The 2864-nt window shown below is 71.1% G+C and carries 3 protein-coding genes and 1 pseudogene; 2 read left to right on the top strand and 2 right to left on the bottom strand.

What is annotated here, in order from left to right:
- Both ACTS11_RS02870 and ACTS11_RS02865 read right to left on the bottom strand, forming a co-directional pair.
- On the bottom strand, positions 1–227 hold a 227-nt coding region (locus tag ACTS11_RS02870), incomplete at its 3' end, for a sodium-dependent bicarbonate transport family permease (RefSeq protein ID WP_442638837.1).
- Positions 228–287: 60 nt separating this feature from the next.
- The gene (locus ACTS11_RS02865) at positions 288–938 is read right to left on the bottom strand and encodes a carbonic anhydrase (protein WP_442638836.1); all 651 of its coding nucleotides are present in this window, start codon (positions 936–938) and stop codon (positions 288–290) included.
- Between the two features lie 138 nt (positions 939–1076).
- Here ACTS11_RS02865 and ACTS11_RS02860 point away from each other — a divergent pair, with 138 nt between their 5' ends.
- On the top strand, positions 1077–1469 hold the full coding sequence (locus ACTS11_RS02860) for a hypothetical protein (RefSeq protein WP_442638835.1): 393 nt from the start codon (positions 1077–1079) through the stop codon (positions 1467–1469).
- 62 nt (positions 1470–1531) lie between these two features.
- A pseudogene (locus ACTS11_RS02855) lies at positions 1532–2864 on the top strand (leucyl aminopeptidase family protein); the annotation flags it as partial.

Raw genomic sequence — 2864 nt, 5'->3', positions numbered from 1 at the left:
ACCCCGGCGGCCAGCGACAGAAGGAGCGTGGCGTCGATGCCGTGGGCGGCCACGCTCGCCCCGCCCTTGAAGCCGATGGCGAAGAGCAGGTAGATCGACAGTCCCTTGGCCACGGCCTCGGGGATCGACAGGTCCGAGCGGGCGAAGGCCGCCGCGAGGCCCAGGGCGAAGAACAGGATGATGGGCGACAGGAGATTGTCGGCCGCGAGCGCCAGAATGCCGTCCATGTCCGTCCCGTACCGTTCCCGTTTTCCGGCCAATACAGGCCGTGCAACCTGCGGTAAAGCTCAGCCCTTCACGAAGTGCCGGACCGTGCCGTCGAAGGTCTCCAGGTCCATCTCCGCGATGTCGGTCCAGAGCCCGTGGAGCGTGAGCCGCGCCTCGTCCACCGCCTGCGCCACGAAGGGATAGCCCATGAGGTTCTCGAGGCTGAGCTGGATGCCTTCCTTCTCGAGCGCGGTCTGCCGGTCCTCGGGCCGCGCCAGGTCCACAACGCGCGCGTAGCCGGGCCGCAGCACGTCCAGCCAGCGGCCCACCAGGCTTTCGGGGCGATCGAGTTCCGGCGCGTTCCCCGAGCACATCTCGAGACAGCCGCGCACGCCGCCGCACCGCGAATGCCCCATGACGAGGATGTGCGAGACCTTGAGCACGGTCACCGCGAACTCCACCGCCGCGCCGGTGCCATGGTGCTTGCCGTCGGGGGTGTAGGGCGGCACGAGATTGGCGATGTTGCGGTGCACGAACAGCTCGCCGATGCGCTGCCCGAAGACGGAGGTGACGGCCACGCGGCTGTCGCAACAGGCAATGACCATCGCGCGCGGGCTCTGCCCCTCGTCGGCGAGCTTTCGGAACCAGTCGCGGTGCTCGGGGAAGCTCGACTGCTTCCAGTCGTCGTAACGCTCCTTGAGGTAGTCTGGTAGCGATTTCACGCGGTGCATCCGGGCGCCTCCCCTGCGCGGTCATCGCGCGCATTCCGCACGAATTGGAGTGTGTTTCAACGGCGGTTTCAATCGTTTCTTCAGTCTGATGCCTCAGGTTCCACCTGTCCGCGGTGGGAGCGGTAGGTGGAGTGAGACATGAACGGACACGCCGCGCGTTCCGTAACGGAACTCTGTCCGGAGGAGCCCGCGCGCTTCAATCCGGAAAAGCTCGAGAAACTGTGCCGGCAGATCGGGGAAGCCCGCGCCGAGGTCGAGGTCGCGCGCGCGCTCGAGCGGATCTCTGAGGCCCTGGCGACGCTTCCATCGTCGAGCCGTGCCGATCCGGCGCAACTCCGCGTCACGGCCTGCGTGCTCGTCCGGGATGCCGACCTCATCGGCATGGCGACGCTGGCCCGTGTCGCGCGCCACGTCATCGAGGCGCTGGACCAGGGCGACGCCGTGGCGCTGACCGCGACGGCCGCGCGCCTGATGCGGGTGGGCGACCGGTCGATCCACGCCGTCTGGGAGTTGGAGGACCTCTCGGGCTGATCCGGTCTTGCGGCGGCGCGGCGGGCCGTTAGGCTGTCGCTCGTTCGCAAACGGGGACCGTCATGAAGCTCACCTTCGCCGCGCCCGCCGAAGGCTCCATTCCCATCCGCCTGGCCGACAAGGCGGGCGCCGAGGCGGCGCTCGCCGCGCTGCCCGACGTGGCGGCGGCCTGGGCGCGGCACCACGGCTTCACCGGCGCGCTCGGCCAGACCTGCGCCCTGCCCGGCCCTTCGGGCACGCCGATGCTTGTGCTGGTCGGGCGCGGCGACGCGACGGAACGGGCGCGCGGCAGGTTCGCCGCCGGCGCCGCCATCGCGAAGCTTCCCGAGGCGGACTATCACGTCGAGGCCTGGCCCGAGGGCCCCGAAGGCGCCGAGATCGCGCTCGGCTACCTCTTCTCGCTCTACGGCTTCACGCGGTATCGCGCCCGGAACGGCGCGCGCGCCCGCCTCGCCGCGCCCGCCATCTCGACGCCGCGCGGCTCGAGCGGATCGCCGGGGCCGAGGCGCTGATCCGCGACCTCGTGAACACGCCCGCCGAGGACATGGGCCCCCACGCGCTCGAGCGCGCCGCCCGCGACCTCGCCGCCTCCCACGGCGCGGAGATCACCGCCACCCATGGCGAGAGCCTGCTGGACGCCAACCTTCCGCTCATCCACACGGTCGGCCGCGCCAGCGACGAGGACCCGCGCCTGATCGACATGACCTGGGGCGCGGCCGGGCCGCGTCTCACGCTGGTCGGCAAGGGCGTGTGCTTCGACACCGGCGGCCTGAACCTCAAGCCCGGCGCGTCGATGGCGACGATGAAGAAGGACATGGGCGGGGCCGCGAACGTCCTCGGCCTCGCGCGGATGATCATGGAGGAGGGTCTCCCCCTCCGCCTGCGCGTCCTGATCCCGGCCGTCGAGAACGCGGTCGCGGGCGCGTCCTTCCGGCCCGGCGACATCCTCAAGGCGCGGAACGGTCTGACGGTCGAGATCAACAACACCGACGCCGAGGGACGCCTCGTGCTGGCCGACGCGCTCAGCCTCGCGGCCGAGGAGGACCCCGACCTCGTCGTCTCGATGGCGACGCTGACCGGGGCGGCGCGCGTGGCCCTCGGCGCCGATATCGCGCCCTTCTACACCGACGACGACGCGCTCGCGTCGGCGCTGGCGCGGGCGGCGTCGGAGGTGGCGGACCCGGTCTGGCGGATGCCCTTCCACGAGCCCTACGAGAAGCTCATCGAGCCCGGCATCGCCGATCTCGACAACGCGCCGTCGGGCGGGTTCGCGGGTTCGATCACGGCGGCGCTGTTCCTTCGCCGCTTCGCCGCGCCGGCGCGGCGCTATCTCCACTTCGTCATCTATTCCTGGTCCGCCTCCGATGCGCCGGGCCGGCCCAAGGGCGGGCTCGG

Origin of the sequence: Roseicyclus sp. (genome assembly GCF_052168335.1) — a bacterium.
GTDB lineage: Bacteria > Pseudomonadota > Alphaproteobacteria > Rhodobacterales > Rhodobacteraceae > Roseibacterium.
Note: the sequence above shows the minus strand (reverse complement) of the source record. Positions and strands in the feature narration are given on the sequence as shown.